Source organism: Kordia algicida OT-1 (assembly GCF_000154725.1).
In the GTDB taxonomy this organism is placed as follows: domain Bacteria; phylum Bacteroidota; class Bacteroidia; order Flavobacteriales; family Flavobacteriaceae; genus Kordia; species Kordia algicida.
In genome coordinates, this window is sequence record NZ_DS544873.1 from 1,708,185 (window position 1) to 1,730,413 (window position 22,229).

The 22,229-nt window shown below is 34.0% G+C and carries 19 protein-coding genes; 12 read left to right on the top strand and 7 right to left on the bottom strand.

What is annotated here, in order from left to right; translation table 11 throughout:
* Positions 1-50 precede the first annotated feature (50 nt).
* Both KAOT1_RS07190 and KAOT1_RS07195 read left to right on the top strand, forming a co-directional pair.
* Positions 51-1,004: a D-2-hydroxyacid dehydrogenase gene (locus tag KAOT1_RS07190; RefSeq protein WP_007094097.1), complete on the top strand. Its 954-nt coding sequence runs from the start codon at positions 51-53 to the stop codon at positions 1,002-1,004.
* A gap of 196 nt (positions 1,005-1,200) precedes the next feature.
* Positions 1,201-1,866, top strand: a complete 666-nt coding sequence (locus KAOT1_RS07195; protein ID WP_007094098.1) for a DUF937 domain-containing protein — start codon at positions 1,201-1,203, stop codon at positions 1,864-1,866.
* A gap of 90 nt (positions 1,867-1,956) precedes the next feature.
* Here the strand turns inward: KAOT1_RS07195 and KAOT1_RS07200 are convergent, their stop codons facing one another.
* Entirely contained in the window at positions 1,957-2,850 is an 894-nt protein-coding gene (locus tag KAOT1_RS07200) for an IS982 family transposase (protein ID WP_007093529.1), read from the bottom strand.
* Between the two features lie 218 nt (positions 2,851-3,068).
* On the opposite strand from KAOT1_RS07200, the gene KAOT1_RS07205 reads away from it, so the two are divergent.
* The 5 genes from KAOT1_RS07205 (at position 3,069) to KAOT1_RS07225 (ending at position 7,567) form a co-directional block, all read left to right on the top strand.
* Entirely contained in the window at positions 3,069-3,503 is a 435-nt protein-coding gene (locus KAOT1_RS07205; protein ID WP_040559403.1) for a DUF6146 family protein, read from the top strand.
* 39 nt (positions 3,504-3,542) lie between these two features.
* Entirely contained in the window at positions 3,543-4,070 is a 528-nt protein-coding gene (locus KAOT1_RS07210; protein WP_007094100.1) for a DUF6787 family protein, read from the top strand.
* A gap of 150 nt (positions 4,071-4,220) precedes the next feature.
* Positions 4,221-4,553 (top strand): hypothetical protein, encoded by a 333-nt coding sequence (locus tag KAOT1_RS07215; protein WP_007094101.1) that lies wholly within the window; start codon positions 4,221-4,223, stop codon positions 4,551-4,553.
* A 40-nt stretch (positions 4,554-4,593) separates the two neighbouring features.
* The gene (locus KAOT1_RS07220) at positions 4,594-6,996 is read left to right on the top strand and encodes a TonB-dependent receptor (protein WP_050765225.1); all 2,403 of its coding nucleotides are present in this window, start codon (positions 4,594-4,596) and stop codon (positions 6,994-6,996) included.
* A 10-nt stretch (positions 6,997-7,006) separates the two neighbouring features.
* Positions 7,007-7,567 carry a hypothetical protein gene (locus tag KAOT1_RS07225; protein WP_007094103.1) on the top strand — a complete coding sequence of 187 codons (561 nt, stop codon included), beginning with the start codon at positions 7,007-7,009 and terminating at the stop codon, positions 7,565-7,567.
* A gap of 78 nt (positions 7,568-7,645) precedes the next feature.
* Here the strand turns inward: KAOT1_RS07225 and KAOT1_RS07230 are convergent, their stop codons facing one another.
* The 4 genes from KAOT1_RS07230 to folE form a co-directional block, all read right to left on the bottom strand.
* The gene (locus tag KAOT1_RS07230) at positions 7,646-7,972 is read right to left on the bottom strand and encodes a hypothetical protein (protein WP_007094104.1); all 327 of its coding nucleotides are present in this window, start codon (positions 7,970-7,972) and stop codon (positions 7,646-7,648) included.
* Between the two features lie 94 nt (positions 7,973-8,066).
* On the bottom strand, positions 8,067-10,073 hold the full coding sequence (locus KAOT1_RS07235; RefSeq protein WP_162014339.1) for a BNR-4 repeat-containing protein: 2,007 nt from the start codon (positions 10,071-10,073) through the stop codon (positions 8,067-8,069).
* Positions 10,074-10,798: 725 nt separating this feature from the next.
* Positions 10,799-12,115, bottom strand: coding sequence for a DUF885 family protein (locus KAOT1_RS07240; RefSeq protein ID WP_007094106.1), 1,317 nt, complete (start codon positions 12,113-12,115; stop codon positions 10,799-10,801).
* 10 nt (positions 12,116-12,125) lie between these two features.
* Entirely contained in the window at positions 12,126-12,722 is a 597-nt protein-coding gene (gene folE / locus KAOT1_RS07245; RefSeq protein ID WP_007094107.1) for a GTP cyclohydrolase I FolE, read from the bottom strand.
* 217 nt (positions 12,723-12,939) lie between these two features.
* Here folE and KAOT1_RS07250 point away from each other — a divergent pair, with 217 nt between their 5' ends.
* The 4 genes from KAOT1_RS07250 to KAOT1_RS07265 all read left to right on the top strand — a co-directional run bounded on the left by KAOT1_RS07250 (position 12,940) and on the right by KAOT1_RS07265 (position 19,811).
* Entirely contained in the window at positions 12,940-15,420 is a 2,481-nt protein-coding gene (locus KAOT1_RS07250) for a DUF5916 domain-containing protein (protein WP_007094108.1), read from the top strand.
* Positions 15,421-15,470: 50 nt separating this feature from the next.
* Positions 15,471-16,136, top strand: coding sequence for an ABC transporter ATP-binding protein (locus tag KAOT1_RS07255; protein ID WP_007094109.1), 666 nt, complete (start codon positions 15,471-15,473; stop codon positions 16,134-16,136).
* Between the two features lie 363 nt (positions 16,137-16,499).
* On the top strand, positions 16,500-17,966 hold the full coding sequence (locus tag KAOT1_RS07260; protein ID WP_007094110.1) for a PhoX family protein: 1,467 nt from the start codon (positions 16,500-16,502) through the stop codon (positions 17,964-17,966).
* A gap of 93 nt (positions 17,967-18,059) precedes the next feature.
* Positions 18,060-19,811 carry a cytochrome-c peroxidase gene (locus tag KAOT1_RS07265; protein WP_007094111.1) on the top strand — a complete coding sequence of 584 codons (1,752 nt, stop codon included), beginning with the start codon at positions 18,060-18,062 and terminating at the stop codon, positions 19,809-19,811.
* On the opposite strand, the gene KAOT1_RS07270 is transcribed toward KAOT1_RS07265, so the two are convergent.
* Positions 19,806-20,816 (bottom strand): carboxypeptidase-like regulatory domain-containing protein, encoded by a 1,011-nt coding sequence (locus KAOT1_RS07270; protein WP_007094112.1) that lies wholly within the window; start codon positions 20,814-20,816, stop codon positions 19,806-19,808. The genes KAOT1_RS07265 and KAOT1_RS07270 overlap by 6 nt on opposite strands.
* A 64-nt stretch (positions 20,817-20,880) precedes the next feature.
* On the opposite strand from KAOT1_RS07270, the gene KAOT1_RS07275 reads away from it, so the two are divergent.
* Complete coding sequence (locus KAOT1_RS07275) at positions 20,881-21,642, top strand: TIGR02757 family protein (RefSeq protein ID WP_007094113.1); 762 nt, start codon at positions 20,881-20,883, stop codon at positions 21,640-21,642.
* A gap of 105 nt (positions 21,643-21,747) precedes the next feature.
* Here the strand turns inward: KAOT1_RS07275 and KAOT1_RS07280 are convergent, their stop codons facing one another.
* Entirely contained in the window at positions 21,748-22,173 is a 426-nt protein-coding gene (locus KAOT1_RS07280) for a hypothetical protein (protein ID WP_007094114.1), read from the bottom strand.
* Positions 22,174-22,229 lie beyond the last annotated feature (56 nt).

The window sequence follows — 22,229 nt, forward strand, 5'->3', positions numbered from 1 at the left end:
CTGGATGAATCTTTCAATATTTTAATTATTAAATATTTCAATCAAAAAAAATGAAAATATTAGCAAACGACGGAATCTCTCAAAGCGGAATTGACGCATTAACAAATGATGGATTTGAAGTAATTACTACCAAAGTTGCCCAAGAACAATTAATCAATTATATAAATGAACATAAAATTGTAGCACTTTTAGTTCGTAGTGCCACCAAAGTTCGCAAAGACATTATTGATGCTTGTGAAAGTCTACAAATCATTGGTCGCGGTGGTGTTGGTATGGACAATATTGATGTGGAATATGCGCGCGACAAAGGAATTCACGTTATTAATACGCCAGCAGCTTCATCAAGTTCTGTAGCAGAATTGGTTTTTGGTCATCTATTTAACGGAGTTCGTTTTTTACATGATTCGAACAGAAATATGCCACTAGAAGGCGATTCTCGTTTTAAAGACTTGAAAAAAGCCTACGCAAAAGGAACTGAGTTACGCGGAAAAACCTTAGGAATCATTGGTTTTGGTCGTATAGGACGTGAAACTGCAAAAATTGCACTCGGTTTGGGAATGAACGTAATTGCTTCCGATAAATTTATTGACAAAGCTACAGTTACGGTTGACTTCTTTAACGGACAAGCAATTGACATCGAAATTGAAACGGAATCTATGGAAAGTGTATTACAAAATGCTGATTTTATCACGTTACACGTTCCTGCACAGAAAGAATACATCATCGGAAAGAAAGAATTTGAGCTTATGAAAAAAGGCGCAGGAATTGTCAATGCAGCACGTGGTGGTATTATTGATGAAGTTGCTTTAATTGATGCGTTAGATTCTAAAAAACTAAGTTTTGCAGGTTTAGATGTTTTTGAAAATGAACCAACGCCAGCCATCAAAGTATTAATGAATCCTTATGTATCACTCACACCACATATTGGTGCAGCAACTGACGAAGCTCAAGATAGAATTGGACTCGAATTAGCTTCTCAAATTAGTGATATTCTCAAAAAATAACAACTATTTTTACAGCACATTATACTTCAAAAAGCGCTCATACGAGCGTTTTTTGTGTTTTTAAGCGTAAAAAAATTCCTTTCATCCGATATTTTTGCATTTCATACAATTCACATAAAAAAAACATCTGCTTCATGTGAGTCTTACAGAATATCACTATCTTGTTTTCATATTAACAATAAATATCATTTTTAAAATGTCTGGAATTTTAGATTTATTAAATAGTGATTTGGGTAGACAAATCATTGGCGGAGTAAGTAATGAAGTTGGAGAAGATCAAAACAAAACTGCGTCTGTATTAAGTATGGCATTGCCTGTTCTTATGGGAGCAATGAAAAGAAATGCAAGTTCACCACAAGGTGCAGAAGGATTAAATAGAGCCTTAGAAAATAAACACGACGGAAGTATTTTAGATAACTTAGGAAGCCTTTTTGGTGGCGGAGTTGACCAAGAAGTAAAGCAAGATGGAGATGGGATTTTACGTCACGTTTTAGGTGATCGTAGACAAAATGTTGAAAACGCCATCAGTAAGCAATCTGGAATGGATACTTCTTCAATTGGAGAAATTTTAAAAGTTGCAGCTCCAATTCTTATGGGAATGTTAGGGAAGCAAAAACGTCAACAAAATGTACAAAGTTCTAACGGACTTGGAGATTTACTTGGTGGATTACTTGGCGGAGGTTCTGCACAAGCACCGCAACAACAAAGCTTTATCGAATCAATTTTAGATGGAGATAATGACGGAAGCGTTTTAGATGATATCGCTGGAATGTTATTCAAAGGAAACGATAATAACAGTAACGGAAACAATAGTGGCGGCGGACTTGGCGGATTGCTAGGCGGACTTTTCGGAGGAAAATAATTTGACCACAAAACATATATAATTTAAAAGCATTGACGAAAGTTGATGCTTTTTTTGTTTTTCTAAAAACTTCAAACCTGAGTTCGATTATTAAAACAAGTAAATTTGATTACTATTATTTGACTGAAATCTAATTTGTGGTTTTTTAGGTAAAAAGCTGTAAGCTATCAATCCTGCAATTAGATTGCTAAGAAAGTTTTCAAAACTTCTATGTCTTGAATGCTCTACTTGACAAATATTTTTAAGTTCATCGTTGACCGTTTCTATTACGGATCTTTTTCTAAGCAGTATTTTATCTGATATTGTCAACAGCGCGTTTTTCATATTATTTTTAATATTGGTGATCAGTTGTACGCCATCAATGAATAGTAATTTGGCTAGTTCTTTGCCTATATATCCTTTGTCAGCAAATAGTTTTCCAAATATTTTGTCTAAAAATCGTTCTTGTTTTAGTGGTGTTCTATCATCTTCACTGGCTTGTGTAATTGTAAAGGTTAGGATTTCGCCTTTATCATTTATGACGATGTGAAGTTTAAATCCATAAAACCATCCCATAGTAGACTTTCCAGTGTTGGCTATTCCTTTAAATACCTTATTGCGTTTGATACGCTTGTTTTTACAGACTCTAATAGGTGTGGAATCCACAAAAGAAATCCCAGTACAATCACCAAGACAACAAGTCTTCAAAAATAAAGTCATAGCCATTAAATTACTTTGCATTTGTTCGACAAATCTGTTGTAAGATATAGTTTTAGGGAATTCTTCCTGCATGTGCTTCTGAATATAAAATATATAGAAGTGCTTAAAAGTTCTAAAACCACTTAAATGAAAAAGTATTGTAATGGTAATAATTTCACTTTTTGACATTATTGGAGGTCGTTTGGGAGCATTACCAAGTAGCGATTTATCAACTATTTGATCATATTCTTTGCAGAATTCATCAACAATACAAAATATTTCCGTAATTTTAGAAAAAGAAACCATAGATAGATTTTTAGATTAATAAATTGAATTTCAACACTTTAATTTACTAAAAATCTATCTTTTTTTGGTAGTAAAACTATCCTGAATATTAATCGAACTCAGGTTTCAAAATACTTCAATCACTCAAAAGCATACCTCACGCACTCATAATTGCAGTTCACTCCTTTACAGATGCCAACTTCTGAAAAATCCGTATCTTTATATCAAATGATTTTTTTATGAAAAAAGTACTCTTATTAATTGCTTGCGCTGGAATCATCGTCTGTTCCTGCACTGGGCAAGAGAAAACAATGACCAAAAAAGCAGACGATACCACAAAAATGTCTGATACCATTCGTATTGCTAGTGACAAACTAGAACACGAAATCATCATCTTTGAACCAGGTTTTAACGCTTGGATGCAAGGATATGCGCGTCCGAGAAATTATTACTCGCAAAACTTCTTGGAAGCACGAAATCGTGTGTACGTTACAGAATGGAATCAGCGTGTATTACAACCTTCACGATACAACAGCCAATGGTATGAGCAGGAAATTAACTATCGTCCAAACGTAAATTATGGATATGAGGTAAATTACCAATTGTACTATTATTTCGTGTTTTTTCAACAAAAATACAAACAACAACTAGCAGCTTTTCCCGTTCGGATATAATACATAAGTTGTGTATCTTTGCAACGCAAAATTATACACATGAACGCATTTAAAGAACGTTGGGAAATTAAAAACAACTGGCAACTAATCTTTCCTTTTTTAGGAATCATTGCGTTACTATACACGGCGTATCTTTTTTCAAAAAATATCATTCGTTCTTTTATTGATCGACAAGAACATAAAATACTGTATTATGCACTTGTAGTAGTTGCTGTAGCAGTATTTTATTATATCATGCTTCGTTTCTTTCTTTGGTGTTTTAAAAAACTAGAGGGAAAATGGGTTACCGACTACCGTTGGGAAATGATTGCCATTTTTATTGCGTTTGCCCTAACGGGGACAAGCTCTGTTCGCATTGCCAAACCACTTTTGGAATGGATTGGCTTTACAAGAACGGTATTTCCAGATGGTTTTTTGGGTGGTTCTTTGTATTGGATACTAAGAATCATCATTATCTTACCAATTTATCAAGTACTGTTAATTATCTTCGGAACGCTTGTTGGGCAATTTAAATTCTTTTGGGAATTTGAAAAGAAAATGTTCAGACGCATGCGCATTATTAAATAAGCGAATCTTCCTTTTAAATTCTGACAAATGATGATTACTATATTAGAATTTATCATTTAAGTAGAAGTTAATTTTTTTTACAATAATCCTTTTATTACTTTTGTTTGTATTGAACATCATTTATGCCACTGTATAAATGTGACAACAACTATGAAAATTGTAATCAACATAAAAGAAATTATCATTACTTCCGTGTTATTTATAACACTGATACTTCCTTCTTGTATACAATTTTCTCATCAACTCCTAGAAGAACACGAACACGTTGTATGTAATGAACAGTCAGAACACGTTCATGAAGCTATTGTACATTGTGACTTATGTGACTTTAATTATTCTAATTTCTTGTTCGTCTTTACGAGTTATCCAGAATTGCAAGTATCTCCAATTATTTCAAAAACAACATTAGGCTCTACAACGCCTTTATGTTATTCATTACCGCTTACAAATAAGCAACTTCGTGCACCGCCAGTGTATTCTTGAGTAATATCAAACAAAATTTATTTTTAATTTAAGAATTTACATGCGTACATATTTATATATGTTATTGCTATGTAGTACTATGGTTGCTCAAAACAAAGATTGCAACTATACACTATCTGGTAAAATTATTGATTTACATGATGGTTCTGTCCTTCCTGGCGCTGTACTAACAATTGCAGGATTAGAAACGACAGTTGAATCGGATATTAACGGAATATATACATTTTCAAACTTATGTGAAGGTGTCTATTCCATACAAATATCTCATCCAAATTGTACTACACAAGGCGTTAAAGTGAAAGTTTCTAGTAATACGAAACGTAATTTCAAACTAGAACATCACTTAGAAGAATTGAATACCATCACATTACAAGCTTCTATTTATAGAAGCAAGACGAAGACCAATTTTGAACAAAAAATAACTGAAAAACAATTAGATCGTTTTAGCAATGCTTCTTTGGGAGATGTGCTAAATACACTAAGTGGTGTTTCTTCGCTCAATACTGGAAATGCTGTCGTAAAGCCTATTATAAATGGTGTTCACAGCAGTCGTATTGTTGTAATGAATAATGGTGTTCGAATGGAAGATCAAGAATGGGGAGCCGAACACGCTCCAAGTATCGATGTCAATACAATCGGAAATATCACTCTTATAAAAGGTGCTGGTGCACTCAAATACAGTGGTGATGCCGTTGGTGGAATTATCGTTACAGAAGCTTCTAAAATTCCTGTAAAAGATACCATTTATGGAAAAACGCATGTAACTGCCGCAACCAATGGTCGTGGCGGAAGTATTACTTCTACGCTTACCAAAAGTTATGTAAACGGTTGGTATGGCTCTGTTCAAGGAAGCTTAAAACGCTTTGGCGATTATGAAGCTCCTGATTATGTATTGAGTAATACAGGAAACTTTGAACGAAGTCTTTCCGCAAGAATCGGAATCAATCGTTTTGATTATGGTGTAGAAGCCTATTATTCTTTCTTTAAAAATGAGATCGGCATTTTGCGTGCATCACACATTGGTGGTGCTAGCGATCAAGTGCGTGCCATCAATAGTGGTATTCCTTTAATTATTAGAGATTTTACGTATGACATCAACGCTCCAAAACAGGATGTCACACACCATTTATTTAAAGTACGTGGATTTAAAAACTTTAAAAATTTAGGAAAAGTTACGCTCCAATATGATTTACAGCAGAACGAACGTCTCGAATTTGATGTACGTAGAAGCAGTAATGACGATGACAGACCATCATTAGATTTAGTCTTAAACTCACATACCATTCGTTTGGATTTAGATACAGACAATACCGACCTTTTTAACCTGAAAACTGGTATCATGGCACAATATCAAAAAAATATTGCTGATCCTGCTACTGGTGTAAGAAGGTTGATTCCCGATTATGAGCGATTCAATTTGGGGATTTACGGTGTTGCTGATTATTCAATATCGGACCACTTTTTGGTCGAAGTTGGAGGTCGATTCGATTATTTTAATATAGACGCCCAAAAGTTTTATAAAAGTTCTTTCTGGGAAGATCGAAACTACGATATATTATTTCCTGAAATTGTAGTGGAAGTATTTAATAATCAGCTATTGACCAACCCGAAATTAGACTATTCAAACCTGTCTGCTACGTTGGGGACACGATACACATTTAATGATAAGTATAAATTATTCATGAATTATTCATTGGCTTCGCGCGCTCCGAATCCATCAGAATTGTTCAGTGAAGGTCTGCACCATTCTGCCTCACGAATCGAATTAGGAGATTTACGTTTCAACTCAGAAGTTGCACACAAGGTGTCGATCACCTTACAAAAACAAGGAACTACCTTTGGCTTTTCAATAAATCCTTATATCAATTTTATCAATGATTTTATGATTATTGAGCCAACAGAAATACGTCAAACAATTCGTGGAAATTTCCAAGTATGGGAATACCGACAAACCAATGCTACCTTAGCAGGAATTGACATTGATGCGTCAGTAACTTTTACGGATTACTTAAATTTTTATCATCAATTTTCAATGGTAAAAGGATATGACAACACACGTGATATATCATTAATCGATATGCCACCCGTAAATACAACTAATGGTTTGGTGTATCAAAACAAGGAATTAAAAAACTTGCGAGTTGAATTGCAAAGCGAATACACATTTAGACAAAATGAATTCCCAAATAACAATTTTGAAGCCTTTATTCCTGAAACGAATACGTTTGAGCTGGTAGACGTAAGTACACCACCTGATGCGTATCACTTATTGCATTTACACTCGAATGCTGACTTTAAACTTGGTGAAAATTCCATGTTGAATGTTGGTATTTCAGTCACAAATATTTTCAATACAAACTATCGAAATTACTTAAACCGTTTGCGCTATTATGCAGATGATTTGGGTAGAAACCTTTCAATTAATTTAAAAATTACTTATTAAAAATTCAAAAATGAAAAAATTTAAAATTTCAATTTTAACAGCAATCGCAATTACAGGACTTGTATTCACAGGATGTTCAAATGATGATGACGCACCTGCACCAGTAAATGAAGAAGAAGTAATCACAACGTTAACGGTTACTTTAACACCTACAACAGGTGGAGGAAGCGTAGTTACTTTACAATCACGTGATTTAGATGGTGATGGTCCAGATGCTCCAGTAATTACTAATGGAACATTGGCTGCAAACACTACGTACACTGGAACTGTTGTTTTCTTAAACGAAACAGAAACACCTGCGGAAAATATTACTACTGAAGTTGAAGAAGAAGATGATGAACACCAACTTTTCTTTACTACAGGTGGAGGTTTAAATGTAACTACAGACAACTTTAACTTAGACGGAAATGGTAACATTTTAGGAACAACTTTTAATGTTACTACTGGAGCTGCTAGTTCAGGTTCGTACACCGTAACATTACGTCACGAGCCAACAAAACCAAATACAGGTTTGGCTGATGCTGGTGGAGAAACAGATATTGAAGCTACTTTCCAAGTAACAGTACAATAGTTTTTGCTAATCATTAGTTTTAAAAAACTAAATTTTATAAAAAATCCCTTAACAAAACGCTGTTAAGGGATTTTTTAATTATTGCATATCGGTAATATCAATAATTTTATCTTCTTTATCGTTGTCCTTTTTCTTTGCAAAAACATACGTATATAACCACATCAGCGTAAATGATGGAACAATATCTGTAAATGGCAATGCTTCCTCTACAAAGGTAATTACGGCTCCTATTTTCCCCGCTTTTCCTTTATACATTTTGGTCATTAACCAAGCGGAAATTGGCGCCCAAATTATATCTGATAATTCTGCAAATCCTGGAATTACGTATGATGCATAACCAATGAGGTCAAAAACAACACCTAATGCTAATTTTAAAAATTTATTATCTTTTTTCTTTCTTGTCATGTATTGTATTAATTATTCTACAGTACATTAAGCAATAAAAATGCCAAGATTTTTTCATGACATTCATGCAGTATACATGATGCAGTCATAAAAGTCAATTCTTTGTGTTGATGATTTCCAATACTTCTTTTCCTGCTAATAGAACAGCACCTTTGGTAGATTCTGTCCAATCTAACTTAAAATCTCTAGACAACCAATTTTCTTGTAACTGTTGCCAAATTTTCAAAACGGTTTCGGAGTGTTTTGTATCAATCAAGTTATCATTAATTCCCGCAGCAAGAATATAAGTAATTAATGATGCTTCTCTTGGATGAACCTCTAAAAATGAATCATCTTTGATTTCATTTAACAATAAGTTAACCACTTTTGGGAAGTCTTTTCTAAGCGTATCAATCTCAGCAATATGTGTTTTGTAATTTCGAATAGCGTACATCCAAGTGGCAATAGGTAAAATCATACCTCTATTCTCAAAATCTTTAGAATTAACTGTTTCAATTCGTTGAAGATATTTTCTATTCTTAGGTGTCGTATGTGACCAAATCATATAATAAATATCGATCACTTCTTCGTCAAGATCTTCCGTTTCATCCAATTGATATTGTTCCATGTTGCGCAATTCATTTTTGTAACGTGTTTCATTGGTAACATCACAAAAAGCATTCAGTCCCTGATATGCTAGACATGCATACCATTCGTTTTTTGACATAACATCATCAGGATTTTCTAAAAGTGATTCTGCTATTTCTCGTAAAAATTTTGTGCAATTTTTAATCGTCACAGTCGCATCAACTTGAGGTTTCAACAAATTCATCTTTACAGCAGTATGATAGCGATCTTTAAAATCGATAGCTTCCGTTTTTCCGTGTGTATCATGCGCATAATAAATATACTTTGTATTCTGTAACCACAAAACTTGCAACGGATTTCCCTTTTCTGCACCACGAACTGAAACAGGTCGTACGTTATTTTTAGTTGAATTTTTAGTGATGGATTTCACCTTCCACGATTCCCCAAAATCATTCGTCGTCCACTGCTCTATCTCGAAAATAGTATCGCGCTTTACAGACAAATAAACTGTATTTGGAGATTCATGATCGATCGTTATTCCTCCAGCATAATGCGGTTCTGGTTCTTGGGTTTTGGCTCGTGTTTCAGGAAACCATCCGTTTACGGTAATCAAATCAAAACTCTGCCAAACATCATTTCTAAAAATCGCATACGAATACACATGTTGATCGTTCTTAGGAAATTTTACATACGTTACTATCGGATTTCCGTTTTCATCTTCAGCAATATCCCAATTCCACGACTTAATGGTTTCAGATTCAAAAATGACGTCCAATTCTTCTTGTAAAATTGGCAATTTCGAAACTTCTTTGATCTTTTGTCCGTTTGCTTTATAAAATGCACCATTTTCATAATACATATAATACAATCCGTTCTTTTTTTCTTTGGTTGGATGACCGTCTGTAAATGTAAAATGTATTTTAGAATTTCCATCAGAATATACTTTTGTATACGGCGCTTTAAGTTCGTTTTCTTCTTTCGGAATGAATAAAATTTCACCTTTTGACCATGTTTTTCCGTTATCTGTAGAAACGGAATAGGAAGGTTTCAAATCGATTCCACGCCAAAAAATATACAGTTTTCCGTTTTCTTTTGACAAGCGAACAGGATTGGTATAGGTATGCCGATTTATCTCTGAATCACTATACTTCTCTGTATCATTCAAATACAATTCTTTCATGGGAGACCAATCGCTGATATCTTCAGGATTTGTGGAAGTTCGCATAAATAAAGGACGATCGTCTTGCAAATGTGTATTGAAAAACACGAGCAATCTTCCATCTGCATCAAAAATGATAGAAGGATTATCGTGATCGTCAATTTCTAAATTGTCATAGATTACTGTGGAGGCAACTTTTTGGGTTTTATGATCGTAAAAACCGACATGAACATCGCCGTAATTGTCGATCCAACCTGCGTAAGTACGTCTATGTTTTCCTTCAAAATATACAGCTCTCGGATCGGAAAACCAACTCCAAACACCGTTAAATGTTATGGATCGGTAATTTTCAGAAGAAACTCCATCTGAAGTCACAAATGTGCTTTTTGCATCGTTTTGCGCAAAAGAAAACACTCCGAAACCTAAAAAAAGTATAAATATGCAATTGAGAAACTTCATTGCTACAAACCTAATAAATTTAACGGTATGATTTGCAGTTGTTATTTCAAGAGAAAAACTACTCGCAAACACGTTATGGTTATCAAGTCAGCGAGATAAATATCAAAAAGTAAAGTTTCCAAAGTCGTACTTTATAAATGAAGATTTGAAAGCAATAAGTTTATTTACAAAAAAACATTCTTCTTTATATATCACAACTTAAAATCGAAACAACCTTGATTTTTTGAATGTTTTAATTGAGCGAAGCGAAAAAATAGGCATTAGCTTTTGGGAATTAGGTATTAGCCAAGTTCTAAGAGTAATTGGAAATTCAAACTAAAATACGAATATACTTTGAGCGACAGAGATACTTAAATTTTAATGTGGTAATTTGAAAATATATCAATTAGTTTCAAATTTGTCTTAGACAACGTATTTAACATTCAAAACTTAACATTTAGCATTAAATTTTAAATTCTTGAATTGAGAAAAGCGAATAAAAATTTGGTTTTTTCACCAACAGATTGCCACGTCGCTATGCTTCTCGCAAAAACATATGCAAATAAGTTTATAATATAATAGCAAAGATCTAACATCTAAAAGCGATAGCGATCTAAAAGGCGAAGCCGATCTAGTATCTAAGAGCAAAGCAAATCCAAAACCTAATTCCCAAAAACCTCAGCATCCATCACTGAAAACGGCAATGCTCCATTTTCTAAAATTTTTGTGTGAAACGACAACCAAGGAAATGGCTTGTCTTTGGGCAAAATAGCATCAATATCCGCTTTCCATTGTAAAATCTGATTTGCGCCATACTTATAAGTAATGACTTGCGCTGGCCAATTTTTCATACGATTGATTTCGCGCAAAGCAATTTCATCCTGACCTTTAATGTGTTCTTGCCAGAATTCTAACGCTTTTTCGTCGCTCCAATCGTAATAATTTAAACCAACATCCATAGCAACTCGAACCGAACGAATAATATCCCATTCCCACTTTCCAAGCTCATCATATTTGGTCGTATTTGTCGCAAATTCGTAAATAAGTTCTTCTACATACGCTGCCCAACCTTCGCGATAACCGTTGTATGAGAACAATTTCTTGATTTCAGATTTTTCTAAAGTTTCTTCAAATTTTATTTGATAATGATGTCCCGGAACTGCTTCGTGAAAATAAATCCAAGCCACTTGTCGTTTATTAAAAGGTTTATCAAAAAAATTATAATAAAACGTATTGCGTAATTCTGCATAATACGCAGGAACTTGCGCGTACGCTTCATTTTTTCCTTGTTTAATATGAACATCGGGAAGTTCAGCTACTTTTGGAAAAGCATCGATTAGATTGGATAAAATTTCTTTTTTAAAGTTTTCAAAACTCTGCTGAATTGTAGTTACATTATTGTAGAAAAAACGATTGCTATTTATATAGTGTTGATATTGTAAACTATCTAGACCAGAAGCTTCTTCAATAGCGTTCATCGCCTTTTTCGCACGATTAATTTCCGATAATCCAAATTGAAATAACGCATCTGGAGTTACAGAGGCATCAACCCATTTTTTCAAGAAATACACATACCATTCTTTCCCCATAGGAACGTGTTGCAAACCTTCGGTAGGAATTCTTCTCGGTTTTACTGTCAACCACTTTTTTTCAAGCGAAATACGTTCTAAGTGTAAGTTTATTTCATATAAAACCAACGCATAATCTAACTGTTGATTTTTTGTCAACGTCTCACGATCAAAGGTTTTCAACGCTTTTTTATATGTTAGAAACATTTTTTCTTGCTTCTTAATATTACGCTCACTTTGTATAAGTTCTAGATTATCTCGATAAGAAATTTGTAATTCATTAATGTGCAAACGCTTGAAATCTTTCACAAAAGCAGTTTCAAAAGCTGTCCAGTCAGCAAATGTTTCTTGTCCAAATACGGCAGTATTCCAAAAGAAAAGAAGTAATAGTATGTATTTGTATATTTTCAAGCAGTGTTTTTTAAGATAAACTTGAACTGATGAGTTTTAAAAATTCCGTTCTCGTTTCTATCGTTTCAAACGCACCTCTAAATCCAGAAGTTGTGGTTACAGAATTTTGTTTTTGCACACCACGCATCATCATACACATGTGAGAAGCTTCAATCACAACGGCAACACCTTTGGGTTTTAGTGTATTGTTGATACATTCTAGGATATCGTGCGTCAATCGTTCTTGCACTTGCAATCTTCTCGAAAAAACATCTACAATTCGCGGTAATTTGCTCAATCCGACAATATGTCCGTTGGGAATATACGCAATATGTGCTTTCCCAAAAAACGGTAAAATATGATGCTCACACAATGAATACAATTCAATATCTTTTACAATGACCATTTCGTTGTAATCTTCGGCAAACATGGCGCCTTTTAAAATTTCGGCAGGATCCATATCATAACCTTGCGTTAAAAATTGCATTGCTTTTGCGGCGCGTTCTGGCGTTTTTAACAAACCTTCACGCGTAGTATCTTCGCCAAGTTCCTCAATGATAGCTTTGTAGCGATCTTTTACTTCATTCGTCACTTCAATATTATATTCTTCTAATTTTCTGTATGGCATGATTCTCTGATTACATTTTAAAAGGTGATAAAGATACTCAAAAAAACTTCATGGAAACGGTGTTAAAATCCCGTATTTGTTAAAAATTTTAAGTAAGATTTAACTTTTTTTTAGGATAAATAAGTCCGTCATGCACCTAGTTTTGCGGAGTCTTACTGTAACAAAATGAATTTTCCCTGATCTTTAAGACACCATCAACCAAAAAACTGTATCTTAAATGAGCCGCTTTCTAGTATTCGTACTATTCTTTTCTTTTGCACTACATTCGTTTGCGCAGGATAGTATTCCCAAAAAAACATATCATATAAAACGTACAGAAACTCCACCAAAAATTGATGGTATTTTAGATGATGACGTTTGGAAAGATGCCGAAATAGCCACCAATTTTATACAGTTTCGTCCTTCAATTGGAAATACATTACCCGATTATCAAAAAACAGAAGTAAAAATGGTGTATGATGATGAAGCCATTTACGTGTCTGCTTATCTTCGAGACAAACCTGAAAATATTATGCGACAGTTTACAAGTCGCGATAATTTTGGAATTAACGATTTTTTTATCATTGCCATCAATCCGAACAATGATGGACAGAACGACACATATTTTGTAGTATTCCCTAATGGAAATCAAGCAGATGCTATTGCGAATCCTTCTGTTGGAGAAGATTATAGTTGGAATGCCGTTTGGCAAAATGCTGCTAAAGTTGTGAATGATGGCTGGATTGTTGAAGTGAAAATTCCATACAGAACACTTCGTTTTACCAATCAAGAAGTGCCAACTTGGGGAATTCAATTTCACAGACAATTTCGAAAAACAAGAAAACAATATACTTGGAATGCATTCGATCCGACAAAAGGCTATATCGGTTTATACGCCGGAGAAATGAAAGGTTTAAAAAATATACACCCGCCAACACGATTGATTTTGTATCCGTTTGCTTCGACCGTAATTCGCAATCGCGATGGCGAAACAACGGATGAGTATAATTTTGGAATGGACGTAAAGTATGGAATTACAGAAAATTTCACGCTTGATGCGACTTTAGTGCCCGATTTCAGTCAAGCTGGATTTGACAATCTACAGTTAAATTTAGGTCCTTTTGAACAAACATTTTCCGAGCAACGGCAGTTTTTTACTGAAGGTGTCGATTTGTTTAATAAAGGAAATTTATTCTTTTCGCGTCGTATTGGAAATAGTCCGTCAGGAAGCGTAAACGTTGCCGACAATGAAGAAGTTACTGATTTTCCTGATGAAGTAAAGTTAATCAACGCCGTAAAAGTTTCTGGAAGAACTAAAAACGGTTTGGGAATTGGTTTTTTTAATGCAATTACAGAAAAAACAAAAGCAACAATTCGTAACAATGATACTGGCGAATTTCGCAAAGAAGTCGTAGAACCATTGACCAATTATAATATTATGGTGGTCGATCAGCAATTCAATCAAAATTCATCCATCAGTTTGATAAATACGAATGTTACAAGAGATGGAAGCGGTTTTAGAGACGCCAATGTGACTGCGTTAGTGGCAGATATCGTTAACAAAAAGAACACGATGAATATTGATGCGCAGTTTAAAATGAGCAATCGAAATTTAACCACAGGAACGGAAACTGGTTTGAATTCTTTCTTTGCCATTCGTAAGATCAGTGGAAAATTTAGGTATAGTTTTGACCACAGTTTTTCCAATACAAAATTTGATATTAACGATTTGGGATTGAACTTTAGAAATAATTTTAACAACTTCGGAGCAGATGCTTCTTATCAAATTTTTGAACCGACAAAGAAATTGAATCAATTTAGAGTAAATACTTTTGTCAATTACCGCCGTTTGTACGATCCGAGTGTTTTTACAGAAGTAAATTTTGGTGTAAATGTTTTTGGAGTCCTAAAAGAAAGTTTGATGGCATTTGGTGTCGATGCGTTCTTAGCTCCTGGAAAACAGTTTGATTATTTTGAACCACGCGATTTTGATAATAAACGCTTTTTTACCATTGAAAATCAATTTAATGTAGGCGGATTTATTTCTACAGATTATAACAAAACTTTTGCTTTAGATTTGAATGCAAATTTTTCTACATTCTTTGAAGACAATCAAGGATATACAAGATATCGAATTCGCTTTGAGCCTAGAGTACGTGTAAACGAGAAGTGTATTGTTGTATTTAATTCATCACTAAATGTAGAAAATAACCGTCGTGGTTATGCTAATAATTCCAATGGCTTGGCGAATGAAATTGTTTTTGGACAACGCGATCAGATCGAATTTGTTAATCGTCTTTCTGCCAATTATAGTTTTAATGCGTTCAATACTTTAAACTTAACATTTAGACATTATTGGACAACAGTAGATTATGATGATACACCATATTTTTTGCAGGAAAATGGTCGTTTGGAACAATCTTTAAATACCTTTGAAAATTTAGGATTGGGTGATTCTAATGTCAATTTTAGCACATGGAATTTAGATTTTAGTTACACATGGCAATTTGGACCTGGTAGCTTTTTGACAGCATTATATCGAAATCAAATTTTTAACCAAACAGCAGCTTCTACAGCAACTTATTTTAATAGTTTAAACCGACTTTTTGAAGAACCAATCAATCATACACTTTCTGTTCGAATGGTATATTTTATCGACTATAACAATGTGAAAAATATTTTTAGAAGCAAAAAAAGAAACAGGAATATCAATTCATAATTGTGCATCACATCTTTATGTAGTACCTTGGTGTTTTTTATAGAAATTGAATGATTACAGCTAAAAATATACGCAAACATTACGGAGATTTAGAAGTCTTGAAAGGCATTAATTTGACCATCAATAAAGGAGAGATTGTTTCTATTATTGGAGCTTCTGGTGCAGGAAAAACAACCTTGCTACAAATATTGGGTACGTTAGACAAAATGACTCCTTATGAAAGTAGTTCGTTAAGTATTAATGATACCAAAGTAGAACGACTTTCTGAAAAACAACTCGCAAAGTTTCGTAACGATCACATCGGATTTATTTTCCAGTTTCATCAATTACTTCCTGAATTTACAGCCATGGAAAATGTTTGCATTCCTGCGTTTATTCAACATAAAAACAAAGCTGAAGCCGAAAAAAGAGCAAAAGAATTACTCGATTTCTTAGGCTTATCACATCGCTACCATCATAAACCAAATGAACTTTCTGGTGGAGAACAACAACGTGTCGCCGTTGCAAGAGCATTGATGAACAAACCTGCGATTATTTTTGCCGATGAACCGAGTGGAAATTTAGATTCTGAATCCGCAGAAAATCTACACAACCTATTTTTTAAACTTCGCGACGAATTCGGACAAACCTTTGTCATCGTAACACACAACAAAGAACTCGCAGACATGGCAGATAGAACTATTGAAATGCGCGACGGACATATTGTAGCTGATTAATATTCAACTTATGAATACTGAATATTGAATTGCTTTCTCAAATACCGTTCTTTACTGTTATTTCTTGTCTGGAATTGAAGTAGAAAACTGCTAAACAACTATGTTCATATTGGTTCTGTTTTTGTTGTACTAACTTCATAAAAATATTATCAATAGTACTGCGCATACTTTGATTGACATTTTTTTGACTATAAAGTAAAATATTCTATGACTTTTCAAATACTCATATTTCGATTTTATATAAACTTAAACTCGAAACGTTAACTTAATATACAGGTAAACATAAAAAAATATTCTGCTAAATATTGCCTAACACGACATCGATAGTTTTGTGCAACTAAAAAATCGCAAACTAACAAATCGATGAAAACTATTTCTAAAATCTTAGCATTAACAGGATTCCTTTCCTTCATATCGTGTGACAGTGATGACAATAATGCCGTAAACATTTCTGGAGACAACAATTCTGTAATTGAACTTAAAAATCATTCCACAACTCCTGCTTTTGTGACAAAGCAATCAGAGTTTAGTGACCTTAAAATATACAGCATTCTAAGTTCTGAAGATACTTTATCAGAATCGCCAAACTTTGTTTATGGAAGTATGGCTGATGGTTGTGGACTCTTAAGAAACAACGACGGTACATTTACACTTATCAACAATATAGAAGCAGATTATTCTATTGCGCGTATTACGCTAGATGCTACATTTAAGCCAATAAAAGGAGAATACATTGTAAACTCAGAAGCAACAGGAAACACTGCACAATGTTCAGGAAGTTTAGTTACTCCCGAAGAACACGGTTTTGGACCTGTTTATCTAAGTGGTGGCGAATGGGGAGCAATGCCAACAAACAACGTTTTTATGGTAGATCCTTACAAATCTGCAGCTGATGCAAGCGTTGCAGAAGTTTTGCCTGCTATGGGACAATGGACCATTGAAAATGCAGTTCCATTACACAAAGACGCATTTTCGGGAAAAACAATTGTTATGATTGGCGATGACAGCCGCGGAGACGCTGGAGGACAATTGGCAATGTACGTTTCAAATACTGTAGGTGATTTACACGGAGGAAATTTATACGGAATGAAAGTTGGTGATGGCACTATTACTGATAATGACTTAATAACTGGAACAGAATACAATGTTGAATTCGTTCAATTAGAACAAACAACCTACAACGAATTAAACGCAGAAAGTATTTCAAAAGGTGTAATGGCTTTTAACCGTGTAGAAGATATTGACTACAGAAAAGGCTCAGAAGCAGCATACCGAGAAATCTATTTTAACGCAACAGGACACAGCTCTAACGCTGATACTCGCACAAAATATGGACGTACTTACAAGTTAGTTTTAGATGAAAATAATCCATTAGTAGGAAAACTTACTTTAGTACTTAACGGAGATGATTTAGCCGGAAAAGCCAAAACATTTCACAGTCCAGACAATATCTTAGTAACTGAAAACTATGCATACATTCAAGAAGATCCAAACGGATATGTAGATGATATGGTAAAACAACACGACGCATATTTGTACCAATATGACTTAAATACAGGAGCGTTAAAAGTTGTTTTAGAATCAGCACACCGAACTGTAGAAGCTGTAGATAACGGATATGCAAGTTTTGACGATCGTTGGGGAAAATGGGAACTTACAGGAATGATAGATATCTCTGATATCATCAACGAGCCAAATACTTTTTTATTGATTCAACAAGCACATTCTTGGAAAAGTGACAACTTCTTGAACCCTGATGGTGCAGGAACAGATGCCAATAGTAATAATGAAGGAAGTATCTTATTAGTTGTAAAAGGATTAGCTAGATAAACTATGTACAAGAAAATTAATTTACTAAAAGAGGCTTATTCATTAAGCCTCTTTGTTTTGTGTATCAGTTGCTTGTTTTCATGTAAAAACACTGTGGAAACGACTCCAATTTCTACAAATACAAGCGAAACAATTACCGCAGCAATCAAAGCGCAATTTGCAACCGATTTGAGCAATTGTATTCATAACATAGATGCTTTACGTAAAGCCACAACTAAAGATAGTATTCTGTACTATTTTAAAGCTTCTCGTCTCGATTTTAAACGTATGGAACCAATTTTATCATTTTACAACAGTGCAAACTATTACGGATTAAACAAAGCCAATTTGCCAAAAGTTGATGAAGGAGACAACGCTGAAAAAACAATTGAAGCTTCTGGATTTCAAGCCTTAGAAGAAGCGATTGCAGCAGCAGAATTTGATATCAATACGATTCATGCATACGCAAATGACATATATAGCAAACTAAAATTAGAACAAAAACACAATTCTATTTTAAAACATACCGATTACAAATTTTTATGGCTTACCCGCCAAGCGTTGGTTCGTGTAATGTCGTTAGGAATCTCAGGATTTGATTCGCCTGTATTATTACAATCCATTCCTGAAAATAAAGAAGTTTTTTTAAGTTTGGAATCGTATTTTAAACTCTACGAATCTCATTTTAATAATAAACAATTATATAAAAACTGGATTTCGGCGTTACAGGAAGCACAAAAGTCTTTTGAAACCGCAGAAAACTTCGATACGTTTGACCGCTATGATTTTATCAAAAATAAGCTACAGCCAATGCTTTCTTTGTGGAATCAAACTGTAACCGACTGGCAAGTAGAATTTCCTTTACAGCAAAAGTTGAATTATAACGTAAATTCGTTTTATGATGCAAATACGTTCAATTCAAATGCATTTAAACCAAGTTATAGTCCAAAAGTTTCTCCTGAAATTGCACAATTGGGAAAAGATTTATTTTTTGACACTTCACTTTCAAGTTCAGAAACGATGAATTGTGCAAGTTGTCATCAGCCTGAAAAAGCATTTGCAGATGGTTTACGCTTCTCTAAAGATAATAATGGCAACTTTGTACAGCGCAATGCTCCTACACTATTATATGCTAGTTTACAGCAATCACAATTTTATGATGCTCGTGTGGAAAATTTAGAAAATCAGATTTTAGATGTGATTACTAATAAAAACGAATTTCATACAAATACCGACATCATTATTACAAAACTTGAACAAAATCCAATATATAAAAAACGCTTTGAAACCTTATACAAAAGAGGAATCAACCACAAAACAGTTCGCAATGCAATAGCAACTTACATTAGAACTTTAACTCCTTTTAACTCAAAATTTGATCGGAATATTTCTGGAAAAGAAGATACATTTACCACCGAAGAAACATTGGGTTTTAATCTTTTTATGGGAAAAGGAAAATGTGCTACTTGCCATTTTGCACCTGTTTTTAACGGAACAGTTCCACCATACTTTACAGAAAGTGAATTGGAAGTTTTAGGTATTCCTGCAACAAAAACATGGGAAAACGCTACTGTAGATTCTGATGTAGGTCGTTATACTGTTGCCAAAGCCAAATTGAAAACATATGCTTTTAAAACACCAACGGTACGTAATATTTCTAAAACAGCACCATACATGCACAATGGCGTATATGAAACCTTAGAAGAAGTTTTAAAATTCTACAATCTTGGTGGTGGCTCAGGAATTGGTATTGAATTAGAAAATCAAACACTTCCTCCTGATCCGTTGCAACTATCTGATAAAGAAATTAAAGCAATCATTGCCTTTATGAATTCACTCGAAGATCAGTTGGAAGAAAATTTATAATTTATAATCTAACGGTAATGTATTCGCAATACGCTTGTCTCCCAAAACGCCTCCAAAAGAAATTTTTCTCGGAGGCGAATAATTTCCAAACTTGTTAATCGTAAATTCTTTATTATCCTCTAAAATTGTCATAAACGATTTGTATTCATGATTGTAGACAATTGTCAAGCGTTCTGCAGTCAATTTCACTTTAGTATCCTCGCCTAGTTTTGTGATTTCAAAATACTTATACGGCGGAACTATAAATCCTTTTCGGAAAATCTGAAAACCGTTTTGTCGTAGTTGTTTTTTTGATAATGAACGCATAAAATACAATACCGATTGCCCATACTCTATTTCCCTAGTTTTACGATGTCTTCTGCGAACTTTTTTATTAAGTTCCTTATAAAAGCTTGAGCCTTCAACGTATACGCTTCGTGTCAAAACATCGCTTTTGGTTGTCAGTCGCAAATCTGCTTCAAATTCTTCCATCGTATATTCTACGGTATAACCAAGATATTTGTTTTTGATAATGATAGGCTTCTTAGCATACGCATTGAGTTTTTGAGTTCTTGGATTATATGTCAAATCAATATCATCCAAATTCATAATTCTACACATATAATGGTCTACGGAAGATCCGAGAAATTCACGTTTAAAAATGCGCATTTTTTTCTGGCGCGACCAAGGATCGTTGTCCAAATACACAGTTCCTAAAGCTTGTGGTTTTTCTGTGAGATAAATTTTCACGCCATTTTCAAGTTTTCGCACGTCAAACAAGCGTGTTTCATAACCCAAATAACTGATAACCAATGCTGATTTTGTAGAAGGTTTGTAACGAATTGAAAATTTCCCTGAATCGTTAGTAGCTGTTCCATTGGTAGTTCCGTCAAAATAAATTGAAACACCAAATAGCGGTTCTTTTGTTTTTTCATCCAAAATAAACCCTTCTAAGGTTTGGGCAAAGGAAATCGTAGTGATAAAAAAACAGACACAAAAAATAAATACTGTGTAATTTTTCTTCATAGCGGTAGCGGTTTTAATTGAATCTAAAAATAATAATTATTTTTGTGAAAGATGAAAACATCTTATGAACAAAACTGAACTAAAATCATTTTTAGACGAAAAGGTAATTGAATACAATCAGCCTAAATTCGTAGAAAGTGATCCTATCCAAATTCCGTACCAATTTCAACAAAAAGAAGATATAGAAATTGCTGCTTTTTTAACGGCAACCATCGCTTGGGGAAATCGGAAAATGATTAATAACAATGCAAAAAAAATGATGGAATTGCTAGGAAATTCACCGTTTGATTTTGTGATGAATCATACGGAAGAAGACCTAGAAACGTTGGAATCATTTGTACACAGAACCTTTAACGGAACTGATTTTGTGTTTTTTATAAAATCGTTAAAAAATATCTACTTACATCACGGCGGGTTAGAAGCTGTTTTTGCACATACCAAAGAAAAGCGCATGCAAAATGCTATTTCAAAATTTAAGGAAGTTTTTTTTAGTATTCCGCATCCTGAAAGAACTCGAAAACACGTTTCTGATCCGAAGAAAGGAAGTGCTGCAAAACGCATTAATATGTTTCTCCGTTGGATGGTTCGCAACGACAATACAGGTGTAGATTTTGGCATTTGGAAATCGCTGTCTCCTTCACAATTATCATGTCCGTTAGATGTACATTCAGGAAATGTAGCACGCAAATTAGGATTGCTCAAACGCAAACAAAACGATGCAAAAGCTCTGTTAGAATTAGACACAGCATTGCGAAAACTAGATCCAAATGATCCGGTAAAGTATGATTTTGCGCTGTTTGGTTTGGGCGTTTTTGAGAAGTTTTAGATTTTTTTAGACTTGGTTAGACTTACTTAGACTTACTTAGATTTGGAATGTTGTATAAAAAAAACCTCATCGGTTTGATGAGGCTTGTATGTTTTTGTGAGCTTTTTATTTGACGCGATTAAAAACGATTGCATCTGTCGAAAAATCTTTTGGTCTTCCTGTACCGCCACCAAAAGTTAACGCCATTTGCATTTTATTTCTAGATTTCATATTGATAATTCCTTTTAAGCGACCCATTTCGGATTTGCTTTTGTTGTTCACAATAATAAAATCAATAGAAGTTGGCGATGTTCCTGTGTTTACAGTGTATTTCATTGCTGCATTTGTACCTTGGTGATTGTATGATTTTCCACCCATGGTTTGACCGTTAAATTCAAACGTAGCATATCCATCGCTTGAAAGTGTCAAAAAGCCAATATCACCTTTATCTTGTCCTTTCCATTTTCCAACATGATCGCCTTCTGGAGCTGTAAAGGAAAATAGAAGCATTAAAGTAACAAGGGCAAACGATAGTTTTTTTAAAATTTTCATAATCGGGATTTAAATAAGTTTTATGTCAACAAGATAAATGAATATTTTTTAATTGA